The sequence below is a fragment of the Leeuwenhoekiella palythoae genome, assembly GCF_020310025.1.
GTDB lineage: Bacteria > Bacteroidota > Bacteroidia > Flavobacteriales > Flavobacteriaceae > Leeuwenhoekiella > Leeuwenhoekiella palythoae.
In genome coordinates this window covers 474812-498637 of the sequence record NZ_CP084318.1, presented here as the reverse complement: position 1 = coordinate 498637, position 23826 = coordinate 474812, and the positions used below count along the sequence as shown (strand labels likewise).

At 41.2% G+C, this 23826-nt stretch carries 16 protein-coding genes; 5 read left to right on the top strand and 11 right to left on the bottom strand.

Annotated features, from left to right (window positions below; genetic code table 11):
* Positions 1 to 25: 25 nt before the first annotated feature.
* The 4 genes from LDL79_RS02080 to LDL79_RS02065 form a co-directional block, all read right to left on the bottom strand.
* A complete protein-coding gene (locus tag LDL79_RS02080) occupies positions 26 to 304 on the bottom strand; it encodes a DUF6520 family protein (protein ID WP_225598969.1) in 279 nt (92 codons plus the stop codon).
* 82 nt (positions 305 to 386) lie between these two features.
* Positions 387 to 824 carry a MauE/DoxX family redox-associated membrane protein gene (locus LDL79_RS02075; RefSeq protein WP_225598968.1) on the bottom strand — a complete coding sequence of 146 codons (438 nt, stop codon included), beginning with the start codon at positions 822 to 824 and terminating at the stop codon, positions 387 to 389.
* A gap of 72 nt (positions 825 to 896) precedes the next feature.
* On the bottom strand, positions 897 to 1799 hold the full coding sequence (locus LDL79_RS02070; RefSeq protein WP_225598967.1) for a helix-turn-helix domain-containing protein: 903 nt from the start codon (positions 1797 to 1799) through the stop codon (positions 897 to 899).
* A gap of 24 nt (positions 1800 to 1823) precedes the next feature.
* Positions 1824 to 2207 (bottom strand): DUF7793 family protein, encoded by a 384-nt coding sequence (locus LDL79_RS02065; RefSeq protein ID WP_225598966.1) that lies wholly within the window; start codon positions 2205 to 2207, stop codon positions 1824 to 1826.
* A 457-nt stretch (positions 2208 to 2664) separates the two neighbouring features.
* Here LDL79_RS02065 and LDL79_RS02060 point away from each other — a divergent pair, with 457 nt between their 5' ends.
* On the top strand, positions 2665 to 3546 hold the full coding sequence (locus tag LDL79_RS02060; protein WP_225598965.1) for an RteC domain-containing protein: 882 nt from the start codon (positions 2665 to 2667) through the stop codon (positions 3544 to 3546).
* 809 nt (positions 3547 to 4355) lie between these two features.
* Here the strand turns inward: LDL79_RS02060 and LDL79_RS02055 are convergent.
* The 5 genes from LDL79_RS02055 to ku all read right to left on the bottom strand — a co-directional run bounded on the left by LDL79_RS02055 (position 4356) and on the right by ku (position 11349).
* A complete protein-coding gene (locus tag LDL79_RS02055) occupies positions 4356 to 6545 on the bottom strand; it encodes a xanthine dehydrogenase family protein molybdopterin-binding subunit (RefSeq protein ID WP_225598964.1) in 2190 nt (729 codons plus the stop codon).
* Entirely contained in the window at positions 6545 to 7522 is a 978-nt protein-coding gene (locus LDL79_RS02050) for an FAD binding domain-containing protein (protein ID WP_072980015.1), read from the bottom strand. The genes LDL79_RS02055 and LDL79_RS02050 overlap by 1 nt, the downstream gene beginning before the upstream one ends.
* Positions 7523 to 7526: 4 nt before the next feature.
* The gene (locus LDL79_RS02045) at positions 7527 to 7994 is read right to left on the bottom strand and encodes a (2Fe-2S)-binding protein (protein ID WP_072980013.1); all 468 of its coding nucleotides are present in this window, start codon (positions 7992 to 7994) and stop codon (positions 7527 to 7529) included.
* Positions 7995 to 8141: 147 nt separating this feature from the next.
* Positions 8142 to 10604 (bottom strand): DNA ligase D, encoded by a 2463-nt coding sequence (gene ligD, locus LDL79_RS02040; protein ID WP_317197760.1) that lies wholly within the window; start codon positions 10602 to 10604, stop codon positions 8142 to 8144.
* Complete coding sequence (gene ku / locus LDL79_RS02035) at positions 10573 to 11349, bottom strand: non-homologous end joining protein Ku (protein WP_072980011.1); 777 nt, start codon at positions 11347 to 11349, stop codon at positions 10573 to 10575. Before ku ends, ligD begins: the two co-directional genes overlap by 32 nt.
* Positions 11350 to 13259: 1910 nt before the next feature.
* Between ku and LDL79_RS02030 the strand changes: the two genes are divergently transcribed.
* Together LDL79_RS02030 and LDL79_RS02025 are read left to right on the top strand one after the other, a co-directional pair.
* Positions 13260 to 16451: a TonB-dependent receptor gene (locus tag LDL79_RS02030; protein WP_225598963.1), complete on the top strand. Its 3192-nt coding sequence runs from the start codon at positions 13260 to 13262 to the stop codon at positions 16449 to 16451.
* A gap of 53 nt (positions 16452 to 16504) precedes the next feature.
* The gene (locus LDL79_RS02025) at positions 16505 to 17863 is read left to right on the top strand and encodes an alkaline phosphatase family protein (RefSeq protein WP_225598962.1); all 1359 of its coding nucleotides are present in this window, start codon (positions 16505 to 16507) and stop codon (positions 17861 to 17863) included.
* Between the two features lie 11 nt (positions 17864 to 17874).
* Here the strand turns inward: LDL79_RS02025 and LDL79_RS02020 are convergent, their stop codons facing one another.
* Together LDL79_RS02020 and LDL79_RS02015 are read right to left on the bottom strand one after the other, a co-directional pair.
* Positions 17875 to 18495, bottom strand: a complete 621-nt coding sequence (locus tag LDL79_RS02020; RefSeq protein ID WP_225598961.1) for a Crp/Fnr family transcriptional regulator — start codon at positions 18493 to 18495, stop codon at positions 17875 to 17877.
* A gap of 561 nt (positions 18496 to 19056) precedes the next feature.
* The gene (locus LDL79_RS02015; protein WP_225598960.1) at positions 19057 to 19224 is read right to left on the bottom strand and encodes a hypothetical protein; all 168 of its coding nucleotides are present in this window, start codon (positions 19222 to 19224) and stop codon (positions 19057 to 19059) included.
* 228 nt (positions 19225 to 19452) lie between these two features.
* Here LDL79_RS02015 and LDL79_RS17205 point away from each other — a divergent pair, with 228 nt between their 5' ends.
* Complete coding sequence (locus LDL79_RS17205; protein WP_262903808.1) at positions 19453 to 19578, top strand: hypothetical protein; 126 nt, start codon at positions 19453 to 19455, stop codon at positions 19576 to 19578.
* Positions 19579 to 20660: 1082 nt separating this feature from the next.
* A complete protein-coding gene (locus tag LDL79_RS02010) occupies positions 20661 to 23825 on the top strand; it encodes a SusC/RagA family TonB-linked outer membrane protein (RefSeq protein ID WP_225598959.1) in 3165 nt (1054 codons plus the stop codon).
* Position 23826 lies beyond the last annotated feature (1 nt).

Below are 23826 nucleotides of genomic sequence, written 5' to 3'. Positions count from 1 at the left end.
TTTTACCGGGTTTAATCCAATTGGATTAAGGAGTACCCGGAATCACATAAGGTGTATTATTACTACTTGCTTTACGGGTAGTCAATGATTCATCTGTAAAGACCTCGAAAATCCGTCCTTGAGGATCATCTTGATAAATAACACTACACTCACCTCCCAAACCCTCACAAGGATCCGTATCCAGTTGCGTTGGAGTATCATTCAGGTCAATCCATCCATTTGACTGGTTTGCGGTATTGGCAAAAGCCAGACCTACTGCCAGTCCCAGTGTCATCACCGGGAACATTATTTTAGACTTTTTCATAATAAAAAGTATTAAAAGATTATGCCTACTCGAATTCGAAGGTTTTCGGCTCTCCCTAATCGTCGTGCACACGATTCATATTTTAAATGTTGGTTATTTTAAAGTGTTTAAAACGGTAACAGCCCCAATAAGCCAAGCCAGTAAAAAACAGGTTAAATATCAGATGCTGCTGCCAGGTGAGGTGATTGATAATCCCACCACATGAGCAGGGCAGTTTTAGACTAAAGCTGATCATCCCGGTTATATATACCGTAAATACGCTCATTAGTATTGCGGAACCCAATAACCCCAGCCAGCGAGTTCCAGATACGAGCAGCAGGGCTGCCAGGCTGTATTCTACAAGTGGGATGAGCCATACCAGAATGCCAGCCATCGGTTTTAGAAAACCGACCTGACTCATCTGTATTTTAAACTGGTCAAACTCGAGGATTTTAGCCGTAGCGGCATACATCCAGAGTAGGATGAGGCAGCATACTACTCCTTGGATTATGATTTGCTTTATAGATTTTCCCGTAGCCATAGTAAAAACTTTATAGGATAAATTTCGCCTATCTTGTTTAAGCATAAGGGATTAAGAATATAGTGTAAGGGATTATTTTTGCTTGCGATGGTGGCTTGGTGATACCCCGAATTCCTTTTTAAATGCCTGAGCAAAATGAACATAATTCTTAAAACCCGTTTTTTGGGATATGGCTGAAAGTCGATCTGTTGTGTTGATAATAAGTTGAAGGGCATGGGTTAAGCGGGATCGCAGGTGGTATTTAAATACACTGGTTTGATATAATTCTTTAAATCCCTTTTTAAGCTTATACTCATTAATGTTGAACTTTGACGCAATATCCTTTAAAGAAACGAGTGGCTCGTTACTATGCTTTCTGATATAAACCTCTATATCACGAAACTTTTTAATATCCTGTGAGCTTTTCAGGATTTTTAATTTTAGCATCGGATATTCCCGCTTAACCGGTAGTTTACCTATTAGTAAAGGATTTAAGGTTTGAATATGGCTTAACATGACCAAAAACTTTGCAGCAGGATGAGAACCCTCTATTTGAACAACACTACAGTTGAGAGGCAGCACTAATTTTTTATCGCTTAATACCTCTAATTGCGTATGAAGCGTCTTATCTTTTTTTTTAAGAGTCTTTACGAGCTTTTTAAATGCTGCCTGAGAAGTAGAAGAAAGGATGTTTAAAAAGTTCTGCTTTTCCAGTGGGCTGTCTGTATCAATATTAAAGTTGGTTTGTAAAACCCCGTTTTGATCATCAAGAATAAAAAAATAGTGTTGTACCCGTGTTATCATAGTAGTTGGCGGAATACCGAAAAGAGGATTGTAAGCAACCTCAAACTCCTGCGCCAGCATATTGAGTAAGGCAATAATAGATTCTGTCTCCGTATTGTCTGCGCTACGGGGAATGCGGTAGCTAAAATCACCTGCTCCCATCTTGAGAATCATGTTTTTGATTTCTTCGGCTCGTGCATCAATATTAACCATAGTTCATTTCATTTAGATCGTTAGTTATTGTTTTGGTTCCCGGTATTTTTTAAGGAACGCGACTGCCGGGTCTTTCTCATAGAAGAATTGGGTAGCGATATGTGGTTCACGATGTAGTAAATAGAACTTTAACATGCTCTCAGAAAGTCCCCTGTCGATGTGAAACGCTATTGCCAGGGTTAACACTGAACCTTCCTGTAACAGGTAGTCTCTTGCTTCTTTGGTAGAACCTATGATTTCTCTAACGTCGCAGTATATCGGATACGGTGTATCAATCTGAAAACGCAGACGATCTTGTACAACCTTTGTTGCTATATGTAGGGAGAGACAGCGTGTGGTGTAGTATAAAAACAGGATTCCTGCTTCAATCCGATATTCGGCATACGCGTTTTTATAGTACTGGCGCATGATAAATATTTTTTATGATTAAAATTATAAAAAAGGCTTATTAATTAGTTAGTTATAAGGGATTTAAAGTGTGGTTTAAGGGATTAGTTGACTCAGATTATATTATGAGGGATAAAAAGTATAGTTTGACGGATTATTTTATTGTGATAAAGGGTGGGTGTTGTGTATTGTTCTGGAAATTAGTTAGTTTCGGTTAGTAAGTGCTAAAACATATACTATGCAGATTCAAAAATATGATGATTTTATTCAAGAGGAAAAGAAACGCAATAGTGATGGCAGTCTATGCCTAGTAGCTTATTTATTAATACACGAACTAAAATTTGGCGATGTTATCTCACCTGTTACGATGTATTACTTTTTCAAGCCGAGTGTCTTGTGGTTTGCTTGAACTGTATTAAAACTGTTCCTATTTCCTCGGTCTTCAAACCGTTTCGATAATCCCTATATATCCAGTACTTTGAAATTATCTATACCTCCCTATGTACTCACCTGTATAACTGATGTTACCATGTTTACTACGGCAATAAAAAAATTTCACCAAGATTTAAATACTCAGGTATTGGTTGTATCTGAAGCCCTTAAAAAAGCAGAGCTGGGGATTGAGGTGGCCTCTAAAACTTTAGTTGGTCTCAAAGAGCTCGTGGAGCAGGAAGATTTTGAGGATGTGCCTCAAGAGATTTATTTTTTTAAGCATCTCAAACCCTGCCCGATGAGTTATCTTATTTATTTTACTGAAATGCGAACTTGTGAGCTGCGGAAACCCAAGGCCGGAGCTTCTTTCCAGACCCGGTTTTATAAAAAAGAGTTGCGTAAGATTAATAAATTCTTTAACCGCAATATGAATTTTGTACGGTATATGGAAGAAGGACACACTTATCTGGATCATCAATTCTTTACCCGCAATGCGCAGCAGAATTTTCCAATGACCCCGATGCTCTATACTTATGATTATCCTGATTTTAGCTGTTCGCACGATATGCTTTGGGCCCAAGTGCAAGCGATGTACCGCCTTATTCATTATATAAGAGATGCTCTTAAGACTATAAATCCCAATAGTGAAGCTGTTTATATGCCTCAGAAGCATCATGTGATGCTCTGGTCTGGCTCAAAAACCGCATTGGTTGAACTCATTTATGCTTTGTACGCGTCGCAGTATTTAAATCACGGATTGTCTGATCTCAATATTATAGTTTCCTCTTTTGAGGATTTTTTCAATATTAAATTGGATGGGGTTTATAAAACGTATGGCGAAATCAAAGCTCGAAAAGGTAGTAAGACTAAGTTTCTGGAAGAGCTGATTTTAAAGTTGGAATATAAGATACGGCAGGATGACACTTAAATGCAACTTATTGAATTGATGTGCTTTAAAAACACGCGATACCATTCCCAATCTTCATTGGGACAAGCAGCGCGGTAATTTCAAAAAACTAAAAACCGCTAACTAAGACTGCCGACTGTAAAATGCTTCTCGATACAATCCTCTCGCGCTCTGGCGCTCCAGAATCACTCGAAGTGACAACACGTTGTACTTCTCAATACTTTAGAAACAGAAAACTGAAAACAGCTCACTGCCCACTGCTACTGCCTATTGAACTCTGTATTTCGTTTTCCTATTGCTATCAAAAAATACTTGAGTTCACCGTGATTTTTATAAAAAGTCAATAAGCCAAGTCTCCCTTTGAAGGGAGATTTAGAGGGATGTTTTAGTTTCTTATTTAACATCCATCCCCAACCCTTCCTTCAAAGGAAGGGCGTTACTTGTTTGTTTAAAACAATGCTATTTTGATTGGACAAACATTTGATACAATTCCCAATCTTCATTGGGACCGGCAGCGCGGTAACGTTGAAAAGAAGCAAACTGAAAACAACAAACTGCCAACCGGGACTACTGACTTCATATGACTTCTCGATACAATCCTCTCGCGCTCTGGCGCTTCAGAATCACTCGAAGTGACAATACGTTGTACTTCTTACTTTGTACTTCTTATACTTTCAAAAGTCTTAGCTCTTTTATCTAACTTCTCAATACTTTAGAAACAGAAAACTGCCAACTGAGACTGCCTATTACAGAAGCACTGGGGATGAGGGGGTATGAGGAAGCGCACACCAGATATGATTGCTCCCGACGTTCCTATACGAACGAGGTGGTTAGACTTCTAAAACATCATCCAAGAGCATAGGAAGCTTTCTCAGTCTTTTTCCGGTAGCGTCAAAAATAGCATTGCTTATTGCTGCGGCGAGGCCTACAATTCCAAGTTCTCCTACACCCTTGGCACCCAGCGGATTCACTTTGTCGTCATGCTCTTCCACAAACTCCGTGTGTATATCGTGTATATCTGCATTTACTGCAATATGATATTCAGCGAAGTTGGCATTCATGACCCGCCCATACCGGGAGTCTACCATTCCCTCCTCACGTAGGGCCATCCCCAGACCCCAGATCATCGATCCTAACAATTGATTTTCAGCAGTTTTAGGATTGATTATTTTACCCGCTGCAGAAACATTGACAAGGCGGGGCACTTTTATAATCCCTAATTCCTTATCAACTGTAACTTCAACCATCACACAACAGTGGGCATAACCCGAATGGGTGTCTTGACCATCCGCAGGTGCTTCACTATGAGCGATGCTTAATTCATCCTTGGAAGCCTGCTGCATAATTTCCGTGAAAGCAAAAGTTTTAAAACCATATACCAGCTTAGCATTTTGAAACGAAATAGCTTCAAAAGCTACTGCTTGATATTCAGGATTATTTCGTTTCCATACATCAAAGATTCGGTATTGAAATTTTTCACAAATCGCGGCGACCGCCGATCCTACGGACGAAACCGTCCAAGAGCCACCTTCTATTGGGGAGTCTGGGAACGCCGTATCTCCCAGCTTAAATTTTATTTTGTCTAGAGATACCCCCAATTTGTCTGCGGCGATCTGAGACATGACGGTATAGGTTCCGGTGCCAATATCTGCAGTGGCACATTTAATGGTAAATGTACCCATCTCATTCATACTCAGAGCAACGGAAGCAGGTTGTTGCAATGCTTCCCAAGAACCTGTGGCCATCCCATAACCCGAAAGCAAGTGTGGGTCAGTTTTAGCTAGACTTTTTCTATTATTCCAGTTAAACACTTCCTCACATCGAGCATAACAAGCCTTCAGCTCTTTGCTGGTGAAGGGTTTGTTTTCATTCTGATCATAATCTACATAATTTTTACGACGGAATTCCAGCGGATCAATGCCCGCCTCGTGGGCAAGTTCATCTATAGCACATTCTAAGGCATAAACCCCAGAGACGCCACCAGGCGCGCGCATATCGAGAGGGGTATAACTTTGTACAGGTGTTAATTCATATTCTAAATTTACATTATCGCATTTGTATAGGAGTCCAGACCAGTCTACAATAGTCTCGTTAAAATCTTCAAATGTAGAGGTCTCTCCTACAGTTTTATGGGAAAGCGCTGTTAGTGTACCGTCTTTTGAACATCCCAATTTCATGGTGTGAATGACTTCTGGCCGATATCCAAAACTGAACATTTGCGCCCGTGTCATAACCATTTGCACATTGTGTTTTAATTCTAAAGCAGCAAGGGTTGCCATAAATAACTGGTACTGTGGGCGAAGACCGGAGCCGAACGCACCGCCTACAAAATCACTTTTTACCCGAACTGAATCTGCGCCAAGGCCAAACACACCCTTTAGATATTTTAGTGAACTAGCAACCCCTTGTATTTTATCATAGACCACGATGTTACCATCGCTATTATATTCAACGCTTGTGGCGTGAGGTTCCATCGGATTGTGGTAGTTGCGCGACTGTCGGTATTCGCGAATGATGGTATAGTCGGAATTTTTAAAAGCTTTTGTAAAATCCCCTCTGTTTTTTGCCGGTTCCGGAGCGCGATCGGCGCTGGCATTTTTGAGGTTCTCCGCTAAGCTGCCTTTAAATTTCTTCTCTTCGTAGGTCACTTTGATCAGCTTAGAAGCATAGCGTGCCTGTTCAAAGCTTTCAGCAACGACTAAGGCAATAGGTTGACCATTATAAAGTATTGTATTGTTATAAAAAGGTCGAAATGGCTTTCCGGGAGGGGCAAGCGGATCGGTATAGTCAACTTTATTCTTTAAACGCTCTGGAAGATTTAAGTGCGTAAAAATAGCTTTTACCCCTTCAAAAGCCTCTGCTGCCGTAGTGTCTATGGCGGTGATGCTTCCACAGGCAATGGTGCTTTGTAAAACGTAGGCATGGTAAAATGGAGCTGCGATATCCGCAGTATAGGTCGCTTTTCCGGTTACTTTTTGCGGACCGTCGACTCGGGTTTGTTTGTTACCTATATTGAGCATTATGATGGATTTAGAGCGCTGTTTAAAGCACGTACGATAGCACGTTTAACCAGCAAGATTTTAAAGTCATTGGTTCCGAAACTCTGGGCACCTTGAATTAATCGTTCTGCGAAGAATTGAAAGTTATCGGTAGAAGCCACTTTACCAATCATTTCTTTTTCTACTTTTTTTAGCTTCCAGGGTTTGTGAGCGACACCGCCTAAAGCGACACGGATGTCTTCAATTTTACCCTCGGAAACTTTTAAGCATGCGGCAACAGAGATGAGTGCAAACGCATACGACTCGCGATCACGGATTTTTAAATATTCAAAATGGTCTGAGAACCCTTCCGTGGGTAATTGAATATGGGTTATGAGATCTCCGGGTTCCAGATTATGGTCTTTTTCTGGATGATCTCCCGGAAGTCTGTGTAGTTGGTCAAAAGGAATCACGAGGGTTGCTCCCTTTCGCAACACATGAACTTCAGCTTCCAAGGCGGCTAAGGCTACACACATATCAGAAGGGTGCGTGGCAATACACGACGCTGAAGTACCTAAAATAGCATGGATACGGTTAAAGCCGTTAATTGCGGCACATCCGCTTCCCGGTTCACGCTTATTACAGGGCATTGCGGTATCGTAAAAATAATAACAGCGTGTGCGTTGCAGGAGATTTCCCCCATTTGTAGCCCGATTACGCAACTGAGCGGAAGCTGCGGAAAGGATGGCTTTGTGAAGCAGAGGATACGTCTTTTTTACGGCGGAATGATAAGCCGTATCTGCATTGGTAACCAATGCTCCTAGTAATAAACCCTCATCAGATTCTTCGATTTGAGCGTAAGGCAACTTTCCGATATCTGCAAGACGATCGGGTTTTTCCACTCCATATTTCATCAAGTCTATTAAGTTAGTTCCGCCGGCAAGAATCGTAGAATCTCGTAAGGTTGTACCTGAAGCGAGATCCTGGGTTGATAGTCGGGTGTATTGAAATGGTTTCATAGGTTTAGGATTCTTTGTAAATGCGGCGAGCGGCTTTCGTTAAATTCTTATAGGCGGCACAACGACAAAGGTTGCCACTCATCCAATCTTTGAGTTCTTCTTCAGAATTGATTTCCCCACGGTTTCGCATCGCAATGGTAGAGCAAATTTGTCCGGGAGTACAGAATCCACATTGGTACGCATCTTCTTCTATAAAAATCTGCTGTTCCACGCTTAAATTGTCGGCTGTTCCAATACCTTCAATGGTGGTGATGTCTTTGCCATCAAGACTCACCAAAAGGCAAAGGCAAGAATTTACACTATTACCGTCAACAAGAACAGTGCAAGCACCGCACTGGCCGTGGTCACACCCCTTTTTTGTGCCAACGAGTTTTTTATGATAGCGCAGATAGTCAAGTAGTGTGGTCCATGGTTCAATACTAATTTTAACGGGTTTTCCGTTTAAGGTAAAATGCACAGGATTTGTATTCATAAAAAAGCAGTTGGTTTGTCAGTAAAGTAATACCTTATATGGTAAGGCTAAGTATCCTCAATTTACCGGGATATCTCAGGATATACTGTTTAAGTATTCTTAAATAACAAATTATTAAGAGATGTAATATATTTCTAAAAATATAGGTTATGCCGTATCTAACTTTTTAAGGGCAGCAGCCATATCAATACCCATTCCTAAAACTCCAGCAAATAGATCGCCCTGTTCTGCTAGACGGTCGAGCATTGTTTTTATGGTAAACTGATTGATTTGTAGTCCCGCCTTGACTTCCTTCCACTCTAGAGGAGCAGAAACCGTTGCTCCGGGTTTGGGTCTGACACAATAGGGGGCGGCAAGTGTTTGCCCTTTTCTGTTTTGCAGATAGTCCAGATAAATTTTACCTTTTCGGTCTTTAATCGTACGGGCCATACTGCTAAGCTTAGGAACCTTTTCCTCCACATACATACACAGCAATTTGGTGAAATTACGAGCTTCGGCATAACTGTACTGTGCCGCCAACGGGATGTAGATGTGTAAACCACTCGAACCAGAGGTTTTGCAAAAACCTTGAATACCTGCCTGATCTAAAATTTCTTTAACCGCCTGCGCTACAGTGATAACTTCTTCAAAGGTATTGGTGTCTGAGGGATCAAGATCGATTATGGCATAATCGGGTTTCTCTAATTTACCTACTCGCGAATTCCAAGGGTTGATTTCAATACACCCCAGATTGGCCATATACAGCAATCCGGCTTCGTTTTGGCACAATAGGTAGTTAATCATGCGGTCAGAAGATTTAGAAAATACGGAAACCGTATCCATCCACGCCGGAAGATGATCATGGTCTTTATGGTAAAAACCTTTTTGGTCAATTCCGTCTGGATGCCGGTGTAAGCTCTGAGGCCTGTCTTTGAGGTAGGGCAAAATATATGCGGAAACCTGAATATAGTAATCTATTAGGTCATACTTGGTGAAGCCGGAAGCAGGCCAATATATTTTTTCCAGATTGGTGAATTTAACTTGGTGTCCGCCTACGTCTAGACCTGTTTCAGCGCTGGATTGTGTTTGCTTAGCTGCGGAATGTGGTTTCTGAATATGAATCTCATGCGGAATCTTATCGTTCCGAAGACCTTTATAAACCGGATGGCGCATGATACGGTTTGACGTCCATTCGGAAAAGTGAACTTCACAAATTAACTGCGGACTTGTCCAGTTTGGCTTTCGGCCCTTCAGGTTTATCTTTTTACCAAAGGGGTTTTCAGCTACCCCTAGTTTTTTCAACTGCTTCATCAGCCAATGTTGCTCTTGAGTGTTAAACCCGGAACCACAATTGCCCACATATTTCAGTTTGTCTTCAGCATACATACCTAGAATCAGACTCCCAAACAGTTTACCGCTGCTATCTGACTCGGTATACCCGCAGATCAGAGTTTCTTCGGTAAGCCTATGTTTGATCTTAAGCCATTTTTCAGAACGGTATCCCGGTGTATAGGTTGATTGTTTATGCTTAGCGATGACGCCTTCCATTCCCGCATCAACAGCCTTCTTATAGAGTGCAGCACCCATATCCTCAATATGAGAGCAATACAGGGTAGATTCACATCCTGCGATGACTTCCGGAATCAGACTTTTACGATCTAAAAGGGGGAGGTTGAGCATGTCATGCCCATTGAGGTGGAGCATATCAAAAACATAATAGCGCAATGTGCCTGATGTAGTATGTGTATAATTCTGCAACGCCTGAAACTGCGGTAAGCCCTCAGCATCTACGATGACCACTTCACCATCCAGAATGGTATCATGCTCAACGCTCTCTAAATCCTGTTTTAGTATGTCAAACGTTGTTGTATAGTTGATCCCGTTTCGCGAATGCAGATGAACCTTCCCATCCTTAATATGTGCCAGAACCCGATAACCGTCCCATTTGAGTTCATATACCCACTCGGGATCATTAAATATCGTTTTAGTAGTGGAGGCCAGCATAGGCCGAATAAATTGAAAGGGGGTGAGTTTTTGGGTAGGGACCAAAGTGGTGTCTGATGCTGGGTCACGGTTTGCAAGTAACTCTGCATCGTAGTGTAAATTGGTAGCATAAGAATCTTGTTTTTTAATGAGTAACCAATGATTATCAGCATTTTTTCTTTTGGTATGCACCAGAGCGAAGGTTCCTTTTATCTTGGTGCCAAAAAAAAGAAGTTTTAAGTCGCCTTTTTCAAACTGTTGCTTCAGGGCATCCTCGGGATATCCGGGTGCTATGGTATAGGTGCCTTCATCCCAAATGGTCATTTTCCCGGCGCCATAATTCCCTTTTGGGATAGTGCCTTGAAAAGTTAGATAGCGTATAGGATGATCTTCAGTCTGCACCGCAAGGCGCTTGTCTGCAGGATTGAGCGAAGGACCTTTGGGCACAGCCCAACTTTTGAGCACCCCATCGAACTCTAGCCGCAGATCGTAATGCAAACGAGAAGCCCGATGCCGTTGAATGACAAAACGACCCGCTGATTTAGAGTGGATGTCTGCAGCGGGTTCTGGAGTTTTGCTAAAGTCCCTTTTACGTTTATATTCCTCCAGCCCCATATCAGGAAGCTTTGTTTTTTTTCTTTTTCTCAAGACTGGCTTTTAGCTGTGCCATTAAATCTTTTGCGGGTGTGGGTTTAGTTTCAAATTTTTGAGGTTCTTTAACTTTTCCGGTAGATTTCGACTTAATAATTTTCATCAACTGGTCGTTGTATACGTCTTTGTATTTGGTCAAGTCAAAGGCCTCGGTGTAATTTTCAATGAGCGAGATGGCCATATCCACTTCTTTTTTACTCACTTTAGTTTTAGATAATTTAAGTTCTCCAGGATCGCGTATCTCGTCTTCAAACCTGATCACGTGTAAAACCAAAGCAGCGTTATAAACACCCACCAGACTAAGATGTTCTTTTTGACGCATCACAAATGTACCCACACCTAATTTTTTAGTTTTTTTCAATGCGTTGCGTAGCAGGTTGTACGATTTGCCTCCTTCTTTCTGTGGTTCGAGAAAATAAGGTTTTTTAAAAAGAACATCGGCAACTTCGGCCTCGTCAATAAATTCCTCGATATCGATGGTTTTGCTTTTTTTGAGGTTGGCTTGTTCAAAGTCTTCCTTTTCAAGCACTACATAACCATCATCCTGCTTGAAACCTTTGACAATATCTTTCCATTCTACCTCTTTTCCAGTGTCTTCATTAATGCGTTTGTAGCGTATACGCGCATTGTCGTGGCGGTCGAGCATATCTAGATCCAACTTACGGTCCTCCGAGCCGGAATACATTTTTATAGGTATGGAAACCAAACCAAAACTAATTGAACCATTCCAAATTGAGCGCATAATAGTTTGTTTAAAATCAGATTATTTAAGGTAGGTCATTTAGAGGAAATTTGATTGGAGCATTTGTTAATAGTATTTGAATTAAGGAATATTTAACGCAGGTTTGCAGCGTCTGAGGGTTGTAGCGTTTTTAAATACATTATAAGCCATCCATCGCCCGATACTTAACAAGAGGAAGGTTGGTATTTATGTTTTAAAAGGGATAAGAAATATCTTTTGAACTGGTGAATGCCTGCACAGCAGGGCAGGGGTGGTTCTAGTACAGTTGCGGCAACACCACCCCGTCAGCTTTTGCACACTGCGTGCGCTTCGCTGCCACCCCTCCTCAACGAGGAGGGGAGCTGATCGCGTTTAACCCTTCGGGTAAGAATGCGTATAACGCTTATGAATAAGTGCTGTCATGCTGTCCCGATAACTATCGGGATTGTTTCAGCATCTCATCCAGTAAGGCTTCTCTCCCGAAGCTTCGGGATGCGCTCGAAGTGACAGGGCCTCTTTTTTATGCAAAGCCAATTCAAACGTCAGTATCGGCCTATCATGAGGTTCTCGTTAAATTTAGGGCAGAGCGTCAAAGAATAGTCCTGTGGACTATTCTAGCGAATGAGCCAGCCTGCCGCGTTGGGCTATTTTCTTTGGAAACAATGCAGTGCAGCGAGCATAAAATTTAGAGAAGCTTATGTAAGCCTAGACTTTTTTGTTTCTTTTATGGGCGATGCAAAAAGGAAAGGAGTATGAATAAAAGTATTATTTAATATTCTTTCCTTAAAGACTGCTATTTCTCTAGCAAGTTAAAAGACTGTACTGCTCATAAACACGCGATACCATTACCACTATTCATTGGAACAGGCAGCGCGGTAACGTTGATACAAGCAAACTGAAAACAACAAACTGCTAACCGGGACTACTGACTTCATATGACTTCTCGATACAATCCTCTCGCGCTAAGGCGCTCGAGAATCACTCGAAGTGACAGTGCGTTGCTTATTTGTATTTCGTATTTCTAACTTCGTATTTCTACAATCCCAAATAACAAATCAGAAACAACAAATAATAGAATAACAACTGCCCATTGCCACTGGCTATTGAACTCTGTATTTCGTTTTTCTATTGCTATCAAAAAATACTTGAGTTCACCGTGATTTATAAAAAGTCAATAAGATAAGTCTCCCTTCCGATAGCTATCGTAAGAAGGGAGATTTAGAGGGATGTTTTATTTTCTTATTTAACATCCATCCCCAACCCTTCCTTCCAAGGAAGGGAGCTACTTCTTTGGTTTATGAAATAATATTTAGATTATACGGAACACGCGATATAATTCCCAATCTTCATTGGGACAGGCAGCGCGGTAACGTTGAAAACAAGCAAACTGAAAACAACAAACTGCCAACCGGGACTACTGACTTCATATGACTTCTCGATACAATCCACTCGCGCTAAGGCGCTCGAGAATCACTCGAAGTAACAGTGCGTTGCTTATTTGTATTTCGTATTTCTAACTTCGTATTTCTACAATCCCAAATAACAAATCAGAAACAACAAATAATAGAATAACAACTGCCCACTGCTACTGCCTACTTAACTCTGTATTTCGTATTTCTACTTTTGTATTTTTCATTTTATCAAACCCTTCGGGTATGAGTTTAAAACATTTATTAAAAAGAGTTTTTAGTTTGTTTCGATTGCTATCCTAGTTTTTTTAGCATCGTTTTACAGGTTGTCTTCCTTGATTTTATACGCTATTAGCCTTTATTTAGGTTTTGTTAGGGGGGCTCGGAGTAGGAAAAGTAACCTTACTGCTGTTGTTATCAAAATGTAAAACCTAGGTTAAGCGTGGGGTCGATGTTAAAAACTAACATTTGAGGAAAAGTTGCTAATCTATTTTCGCCAGTAATTAATTCAACTATTCACAAATGAAGAAAATTACCAGTAACCGCAGCTTATCTAGAGATCGGTTTTTAAACAAAATTTTAAGTACAACACTGCTCGTGGTTGTGTATACATCAACCCTATTAGCCCAATCGACCAATACAAAAATCAAGGGGACTGTATTAGATGATACGGGTATTCCGCTTATGGGAGCCGAAATTGTGGTAACAAATACCTCAACCGGTTTCGTATTTGGTGCAGTTGCAAACGAAAATGGAGAATTTTCATTAAATCAATTACCCTTAGGTGGACCCTATAACGTGAGCGCCAAGTATATGGGATTTCAAGAAGTGATTAAAGAAAACATAAGCCTTAATTTAAGCGATGTAGTAGTTTTAGATTTTATACTACGAGAAGAAGCTACAGCACTTGACGCGGTAACTATTAAAGCCTCTAATTTGACTAAGCGAATAGATCAATTGGGAGCTTCGACTAAAATAAGTAGTACGCAGATAAAAAACCTGCCCACCGAAGGTAGAAACTTTACAAATCTAACCAGTCTTTCGCCACTTCAGGGAGGCGGTGCTATAAATCTTGGTGGACAGCGTAGAACCTCAACAAATGTGACTATAGATGGGGTTAATTTTAGAAATCAGCTGACCGCTGGAGAAATTGGTAGAGGACCCTACACCATATCTCTCGAAGCCATACGTGAGTTTGAGGTGAGTACCAATGACTATAATGTTACCCAAGGACGCCAAGGCGGGGGAGCCATAACATCAGTAACAAAATCAGGAACAAACGAATTTAAAGGGAGTACCTTTTTCTATCACCGTGCAGATGCATTACAAAGCAAATACAATATACAGGGGGAGCGAAGAGAAGCCGATTTTTATAATTCACAATACGGACTCAGTTTGGGTGGTCCGCTTGTAAAAGATAAGTTACATTTCTTTTTAGTTTATGAGCGTCAGGATGCCGGAAACCCATTGAGTATTGCAGATATACAAAGTGATGATGATGCAAATCGTCTGGGAATCACACAAACAAATTTAGATCGTTTTCTACAGATAGGTAGAGACCGCTACGGGTTGAGCAATCAGCAGCAAATAGGTCAATTTGATAGAGTAACTCACGCCAATAATCTATTTGTGCGTTTAGATTGGCAGATTAATAACAAGCACACGCTTACTCTTAGAAATTTATTTAATAAGTGGGAAAACCCAATGAGCGTGAGTGATAACAGCAATATCGAAATTGCAGAAACCTATTCTGATTTTGAATCACAGGAGAACAGTACATTCCTTTCGTTACGCTCTGTATTTTCACCCAGAGTAACTAATGAATTAAAACTTCAATACCAACACGCAGAGCGCGCATATACACCTAGCTCTCAATTGCCCTCATCAAACATACCTCGTGCCATTGTTCAGGTTGCATCAGTATTGCCTAATGGTTCTAATCGAACGCAAAGTGTACAGTTAGGAGGTCAGCGTTACTCCCCGGAAACTAATGTTGAAAATCAATTTCAGATTAGCAACATCACCTATGTGAATGCAGGTAAGTTTGATTTCACTTTTGGTACAGATAATATGATTACCTCGTTAGAAACCTTACTTTCTAATGAACAAAATGGCCGATTCTTCTTTGATTCGTTAGATGATTTTGCAAATCTAAATCCGTCGCGTTACGCACGCGAAGTTCCGCTTCAAGGCTTACCGCTGGTAAAGCAGACTGTTTTAGACCTTGCTCTTTTTGCTCAGGTAGATTTTGATATTACACCAGATTTAGAATTCACCGGAGGTGTGCGTTGGGATGCTACTTATTTTCAAGATGCAGCAGAATTTAATCCGGTTGTATTTAACGAGCTAGGAATACGCACCGATGAGCGCCCTAATGATTATGATAATATTCAGCCTCGTTTTCAGCTTACGTGGAATGTAAAAGGAAAAAATAAAGACATATTAAAATTAGGAGGAGGTATGTTTACTGCACAGCCTCATTATTATGCACAGGTAAATAACATTCAAAACAGCGGTACGTTACTTGGAGCCATAGATGTTACCGGAGCTAATGTACCCGTGCCCAATTTTCCGGGATATCGTGAAGACCCTGCTACAGTACCGGGAATTCCCGCAGGAGCTTCAGCTTTTTCTACAATTAATGCTGTAACAGATAATTTTGAGGTGCCTACCATTTTTAAAGGAAACCTGAGCTATACGCACTTCTTTGGTAACCGATACAGTCTGGGGGTAAATGCACTTATAAGTCATACCAAAAATAACTATGTATATCAAGAAACCAACCTGGTAACGACGCCATATTTTGTTACTCCAGAAGGAAGACCGGTATTTGTACCTGCTGCTACTATAGGAGAAGATGGCAGAACCGACTGGACGAATTCAAGAATATCTGATGCGGTGGGGAGAACTTTAGTCTTAAGACCCGATGGAATTTTAGATAACGCTTCTTTAATTGTTGAAGGATCTGCACGTCTAGGAGCTGATGGGTATGTAAATGCAAGTGTTACGGTAAACAGAGCAAAAGATAACTCATCTTACAACTGCTGTGTAGCAAACACATCTACATTTCTACCGGTTACAGGAGATCCCAGAGCATTAAATTATGGATATTCAGATAATCAATTTGGAAGCAAGTTTGTTATAAATGGAGCTTCACCTACGTGGAAAGGCTTTGTATTAGGAGCTACCATTACAGGAACTGGTGGTACCCGTTACAGTCTGATGACAGCTAGTAATACCAGCGCAAATGGAGATTTTAACCTGAGTAACGATATTGCTTACATTTATGATCCTAATGATCCCGCTACTCCACAAGATATCCGTGATGCCTATAACCAGATATTAGCAGATCCTGAGACTTCCTCTGGCTTTAAAGAATATCTGCGGGAAAGTTTTGGCGGTTTTGCAGAACGTAATGGTGGTAAAAATCCGTTTGCGGCAACAATCGATTTGCGTTTGCAAAAGAAATTTACGTTTAAAGGAGCTAAAACACACGCGCTAGAACTGTCTGCAGATGTATTCAATTTTGCTAATCTTTTAAACAAAGATTGGGGCAATGATAACAATTATGGCGATAGGGATTTAATGCGCATTAACGGCTTTGATTCTACCACGCAAGGCTATACCTACGGTGTACAAACAGGAACAGGAACCGAACCTATAAATGGAACCCCTTGGAGGTTGCAATTAGGTATGCGCTATTCTTTCAATTAATAAATAAAATTTCAGAGGCTGCAAGTACAGCAGCCTCTTTTTAAACTTTATATATGAGATTATCAAAATCTATTCTGTTTATAGTAGCAGGTTTTACCTTGTTTATAAATTGTATTCAGGCACAAGAGCGCATAAGCGATCACGTTATCTTGATATCAATAGATGGTTTTAGGCCAGAATTTTATACCGAACCAAAATGGCCAGTACCCCATATAAAAGACTTACAAAACCACGGTGTTACAGCTAGTGGGGTACGCGGCGTTTTTCCTTCAGTTACCTACCCGTCACATACCACTCTAATAACAGGTGCCTTCCCTGCCACACACGGTATTTACTATAATAGTCCGTTTGAGTACGACCTGCCTTCAGAAAAGTGGTATTGGGAATTTGATTTAATACAAACACCCACCCTATGGGATGCGGTAAAAGCGAAGGGTTTAACCAGTGCAAGTTTTATATGGCCGGTTTCAGTAGGAGCCCCTATTACGTATAATATTCCGGAGGTATGGACATTGGAAAGCGACTACGGAAGAATCGAACCTATGCGAGATAATGAAACTCCAAAAGGTTTGCTCGCAGAAATGGAAACAGCCGTTCTTGGCCAATTGAATGAACGTACATTTAATGGAGATTATTTAAATAGAGAAGATCGTACAGGTGAGATGGCTGCTTACGTTCTAGAAGAATACAAACCTAATTTTATGACCGTACATCTGATTGCTAGTGATCATTTTCAGCATGAAGAGGGCAGGGAAGGACATAAAGTGCCTTTTGCACTTGCTGCAATCGACCGTGCTATAGGTAAAATCAGGGAAGCCGCAGCGCGCGCAGGTGTTCTAGATAGAACCACATTCATTATAACTGGAGATCACGGTTTTGTAGATATTCATGCTGCGCTAAAACCTAATGTATGGTTAAGCGAACTGGGAATTGTAAATGCAGATACAGAACGCAAAGCGTGGAAGGCGTATTTTAATACTTCTGGTGCAGCTGCCTTTCTACATTTGAAAGATAAAAATGATACAAAAACCCTACAGACAATTAAATCAAAATTAGCCAGCTTGACGCTATCAACTAAGAAGCTATTTAGAATTGTAGAAAAGCAAGAATTGCAAGATATAGGTGCAGATCCTAATGTGGTATTAGCCTTAAATCCTGTGCCGGGTATTGCAATGTCTGGTAAAGCAACCGGAAACTTATTAGAAGCACGTTCTGGTGGAACTCATGGTTATTTTCCAGACATCAAGCAAATACAAACCGGATTTATAATTTCCGGTGCAGGTATTGATGCTACGCCTAAAGCAATTGGTGTGCTAGGGCTTGAAGATATAGCGCCTCTAATTTCAAAACTTTTAGACCTTGACTTCACTGTTAAGGATGGGAGATATCATCCCGGCATTATTTCAGAATAGTAAGATTGCATTTAGAGTTTCTGAGCAAGGGATATTGTCTGGCGTGAAGCACCAGCAATGTCCCCCAGCTCTTGCTGGGTTAGTAAGTCATACAAATTATAGGTTTCATTATCAGCATCAATAATTGGTAGATTATATAGCGATCGCAAGCTCTTTATTTTATGCTGCAAATCTTTCTCTTTGATAATTTTTATTTTCTTCTCACTCTGGCACCAGCGCTTCACTAAGTACGACATAAACCACTCTGCCAAAAAAGAATCTTGAGGAACAATCTCTTTAAAAAAATCGAGTTTATACATTCGAATGGTAGAGCTCACGAGTGTTTTAGAGAATTCAAAAAATTGATTGTTTAAGTACTTTAAATTCCCAAAATAGTCTCCTGTGTGTATAATATCGTGTACAAATTCAGTACCGGTTTCGGTATAGGAACCTAGCTTCACAGCACCAGTCACAATCTCATAAACATAGCCCTGGTTTGCAGGAGGTTGATAGATATAGGCTCCTTTTTTAAAAGTTTGGGTACAAATTTTATTTTCGAGATTTTGAATCTCTTTAAATTCTAAATAAGCAAACAATGAGAATTCGTCAAAGTTGAGGTATTTATTTTTTGGAGGGTCAAGTATAATGTTCATAAGCTTAATTTAAAAGTAGCGTATAGAACGATTAGTAGTATTATCTGTAAATTAATTTTTGTTTACTATTTGTAATCTTGAAAGATACTTTGCTAAAGCGTTGAAGCGCGTATGGATTTACAGAAGCATTATCAAGTAGATCTGATACTACGCCTAGTACTTGAAGCCTGTCATTATATATTGATAGGTCGTACGTTGACTAGCACTATAAACAACGTATTGACTTTGAAAATTTCCCTTACGATAACTATTGGGAGAACGGAGGTTTAGAGGGATGTTTTAGTTTTTAGCATGACATCCATCCCCAACCCTTCCTTTCAAGGAAGGGTGTTATTCCTTTGGTTTATGAACTAGGATTTCGATTATACGGAACACGCGATACAATCGCGCGCGAACATCATAGTATATTTCGTTTTTTTCATTTTATCAAACCCTTCTAGTATGAGTAAAAATTGTTTTTAGAAACAATCAGTCATCTCGACGAGTCCCGATAGCTATCGGGAAGATCTCACTCGCATAGGAGCTCCCTTCTCCTGCGGGAGAAGGGTTGGGGATGAAGGCTTATGATGAAGTGCGCAGCAGATGTAATTTCTCCCAGTGGTCGAAATGACTGTGATTACTCATCAACACGCAATACCATTCCCAATCTTCATTAGGACCGGCAGCGCGGTAACATTGATACAAGCAAACTGAAAACAACAAACTGCCAACCGGGACTACTGACTTCATATGACTTCTCGATACAATCCTCTCGCGCTAAGGCGCTCGAGAATCACTCGAAGTGACAGTGCGTTGCTTATTTGTATTTCGTATTTCTAACTTCGTATTTTCCCAATCCCGAATAACAAATCAGAAACAACAAACAATGGAATAACAACTGCCCACTGCCCCTGCCAACTGAACTCTACATTTCGTATTTCTACTTTCAAATTTTTTATTTTATCAAACCCTTCGGGTATGAGTAGAAATTCTTTTCAAAAACAATCAGTCATCTCGACGAGTCCCGATAGCTATCGGGAAGATCTCACTCGCATAGGAGCTCCCTTCTCCTGCTGGAGAAGGGCTGGGGATGAGCGTTTATGATGAAGCGCACACCAGATGTGATTTCTCCCGATGGTCGAAATGACTGAGACTACTTACAAACACGCGATACCATTCCCAATCTTCATTGGGACAGGCAGCGCGGTAACATCAAGGTGTATTTGGTATTTCTACTTTCGTATTATTTATTTTATCCAACCTTTCGGGTATGAATGCGTATAACGCCTATGAATAAGAGCTGTCATGCTGTCCCGATAACTATCGGGATTGTTTCAGCATCTCATCACAAGGATCACTAACAAAAGAATACAACAAAGCTCCCCTCCTTTTGAAGGAGGGGAAAGCCCGCGCAGCAGGGCAGGGGTGGTTCTAGTACATCTGTGGCAACACCACCCCGTCAGCTGCTGCACACTGCGTGCGCTTCGCTGCCACCCCTCCTCATCAAGGAGGGGAGCTGATCGCGTTAGAGGTGCGGATAGTTGTCCAACTCTAAAATATGTGATACAATTCCCAATCTTCATTGGGACAGGCAGCGCGGTAACGTTGAAAACAAGCAAACTGAAAACAACAAACTGTCAACCGGGACTACTGACTTCATATGACTTCTCGATACAATCCTCTCGCGCTAAGGCGCTCGAGAATCACTCGAAGTGACAGTGCGTTGCTTATTTGTATTTCGTATTTCTACTTTCGTAGTTTAATTAGTTTCCACAATCCAAAATTATAAATCAGAAATAACAAACAGCAGCATAAAAACTGCCACTGCCAACTGAATTCTGAACTCCGTATTTATAAAAAGTCTTAGGTACGCATTCCCGAATGATAAATCACAAACCACGAATAAAAGAATAAAAACAAAAACAGCCTTGACGTCATAAATCGTTTTCGGATTACAAATGTTAAATGGACACTTAAAATTTAATGTTGGAGTGCTTTTTTAAGACTAAAACGTTAGAAACCCAATAAAATTAACACTTCGCGATAATTTGTGCCCTAGGAGTGAACAAATACTACCCGTTGAAAATGGCGCAAGTTTAAGAACATTGTAACGATAAAATTAACGCAATCGTTTTCTTGTGGAATCGATTTTCACAGAAGACATCTTATTACAAAACTTTTCGTGTATGTATAACGTTTTAAAAAATCCTAAGCGCTTTCGGCTGAGGTATCTTTTTTTGCTTTGCCTGTTTACGGCATTTGCTCAAGCGCAGGATCGGCAAATTTCAGGAACTGTTTACGACGATACCGGTATGCCGTTGCCGGGGGCTTCAGTCTTGATCAAAGGCACGTCTAACGGTGCAGTAACCGACTTTGACGGTAAATTCAACCTTAGCATCTCCAGTACTTTAGCGGATGGGGTATTGCTTATTTCGTATGTGGGCTATCAACCACAAGAATTGCCGGTAACTGCGGAAAATACCTATGAGGCGACCTTAAAAACGGATGAGGAGGCTCTTGACGCTGTAGTGGTTGTAGGATATGGGACCAAGAGAGAAAAGGATGTGACCGGGGCGATCAGTACGATTGACACAGAAGATATCACCCGAACCACCTCTACCACAACTGCCGGAGCTTTAGCCGGTAAGATCCAAGGGGTTTCGGTACGTGCGCAGGATGCACGCCCGGGGCGTGGTGCCCAATTGGAGATCAGAAACCTTGGGAATCCGCTGTATGTGATAGACGGAGTGCCTTATGGTGGAGATACGGGTCGCGACTGGGTACAGTCTACCGGGAATTCGGGGAACGATATGTTCAATTCCCTAAACCCTGAAGATATTGAGAGTATCACGATTCTTAAAGATGCCTCTGCTGCGGTTTACGGAATGCGTGCTGCAAACGGTGTTGTTTTGGTAACTACTAAAAAAGGAAAAAACAACGACAAACCGCGTATCAGTATCAGCAGTTACTACGGTTGGCAAAACCTTACGCGCTTTCCAGAGTTGGCTAATGCAGCACAGTACACACGCGGACTCGTAGAGGCGGCGCAAAATGAGGGTAGAGATCCTAATACCGTCTACACGCCAGAGGAATTACAGAAATGGCAAGAGGGTACCGAACCGGGATATCAGAGTTATGATTACTATGACTTTTTAATGCGGGATAATGTGCCACAGTCGCACATCAATGCGAGTGTTTCGGGAGGTACGGATAAAACCAATTACTACCTTTCTTTAGCGAACACCAATCAGAAAGCGCTGCTGGATGATTTTGGTTATGAGCGAACCAATTTGCAAGCTAATATTGAATCTAAGATCGCTAAGCGCGTAAAAGTTGGTGCGCAAATAAGCGGTAGATTAGAAGAAACGCGTGATGTGGGACTACCTGGTGGGGATGGTTATTTCTCTGCTATTTTAGGCGTGTTCAGTAACCTGCCTACGGTGCCTCCATATGCTAATAACAATCCGGAATATCCTAATCAAACCAGAGATTTTGCCCGTAACCCGGCTTTGTTTAAGAGAGATATCGTAGGGTATAAAGATAATTTTGCCCGTAACTTGAACGTCAACCTGTTTGCGGAGTATGAGTTTGGTTTCGGACTGAAAGTTCGTGGAACACACTCGTATAATTTCAGCAATAATAAATTTGATGGGTTCCAGTACACCTATGATGTGTACACGTATGACGAAGCCAATGATACCTACAATGCGACCGGTGGTGCAGATGGAGGTTGGAGGTTTCAAACCGAACGGGAAGACATCAGTACTTTCTCGCAGATCAAACTGGATTATGCTAAAACCATTGGTGATCACAAGTTTTCTATAATGGGGGCTTTTGAACGTTCAGACTTTGAGCAGGATTATTTACAATTAGGAACGAATCCTTCTAACAACTATTTGCCTTTATTGGAATTTGATCAACTGAACTCATTTGCAGACAGCTGGAATTATCAAGCGCGCGCGGGATATATTGGTAAGATCAACTACAGTTATAAAGATAAATATCTGGTAGAATTATTGGGTAGATACGATGCATCATACCTGTATCCGCCGGGTGAGCGCTGGGGATTCTTCCCTGGGATTTCTGTGGGTTGGCGTATTTCTGATGAAAAATTCTTTGAACCGCTTACCGATGTGATCAATGACCTTAAAATACGTGCTTCAACCGGTCAAACCGGGCAGGAGCAAGGCGTAGGCATGTTTGACTATATTGGTGGCTATACTTGGAATAACGGTAACGCTGTACTTGATGGAAACTATACCACCGGTTTAAGACCGCGTGGTTTACCGATAACCAATCTATCTTGGGTGACCAATACCAACTCCAATATTGGTGTAGATATCTCCATGTTCAAAAATAAGTTGACCCTTACGGCAGATGTCTTTAGAATTAGAAGAACCGGGGTGCCGGCGCCGCGTTATGATGTGTTGTTGCCCAGTGAGGTAGGCTACACCTTACCAAACGAAAACCTTAATGAGAATGGTTATAACGGAGCGGAAGGAATCATCACCTATCGCGGAAGCATCAGCAATGATTTTCAATTTTCTGTAAGTGGAAATATGACCTACTCAAGGTATAAGAATATTTCGACCTATAAACCCCGTTTTGGAAACTCGTATAACGAATACCGAAACTCTATCGAAGACCGTTGGGGCGGTGTATGGTGGGGCTATCAGGTGGTAGGCCGCTTTGAGTCTGAAGACCAGATCAACAACTACGAAGTGAATATCGACGGGCAGAACAATCAAACCTTATTGCCGGGAGATTTTATTTATAAGGATGTGAATAATGACGGTATCATCAACTATATGGATGAGCGTCCTATAGGATACCCAACCAATTGGTCACCTATTCTTTCTTATGGTGGTACGATAAGTATGAACTGGAAGAATATTGACTTTACAGTTGATCTTGCCGGAGGTTCTATGCAGTCGTGGTTTCAGGATTACGAACTTAGAAATCCGTTTCATGCGGGTGGAAACTCACCGGCCTATTTACTTACAGACCGCTGGCATCGTGCCGATCCTTATGATCCAAACAGTGAGTGGATTCCCGGAAAATACCCTGCATTGCGTAATGGTAACGTAGGTCCTAATGCCCGTAATAGTGACTTCTGGCTGACTAACGTATGGTTTTTACGCCTGCGCAACATTGAGCTGGGCTATACCTTCCCAGAGAGCTGGGTGTCTAAGATCAATGCAGATCGTTTGAGACTTTATGTGACCGGTTCTAATCTGGTTTCCTTTGACAATGTTAAGGAATATGGTATCGACCCGGAGATCTCAGCAAGTGGAGCGGTGGTTTATCCGCAGCAAAAAACAGTGGTAGTTGGTGTTAATCTTACGCTTTAAA